At 42.9% G+C, this 273-nt stretch carries 1 protein-coding gene; it reads right to left on the reverse strand.

Annotated elements, in window-relative coordinates; all coding sequences use genetic code 11:
* Positions 1–3: 3 nt before the first annotated feature.
* On the reverse strand, positions 4–273 hold a 270-nt coding region (locus FOT98_RS32115; RefSeq protein ID WP_140384375.1), incomplete at its 5' end, for a zinc ribbon domain-containing protein.

Genomic DNA, 273 nt, shown 5'->3' on the forward strand with positions numbered 1-273 from the left:
GTTTTATGAGTAGGCAATCCCCGTAATCCCTACGGTTAGGAGCCTTATGGCCTCTTTTCTCAGATTTTCCGCTGCGTTCACATCTCTATCATGATACATACCACAAGAAGGACACTTCCATTCACGCAGGTTCAGGCTTTTCACATCTTTATTTTTGTAGTCGCAATGCGAACAAGTTTGGGAACTAGCGAATGTTTTCGACACCACAATCACTTGTTTCCCATACCAGCATGCCTTATACAACAACATCGCTTTGAATTGTGACCATGATAC

It is taken from the genome of Bacillus sp. HY001, assembly GCF_007558965.1.
Classification (GTDB): domain Bacteria; phylum Bacillota; class Bacilli; order Bacillales; family Bacillaceae_G; genus Bacillus_A; species Bacillus_A mobilis.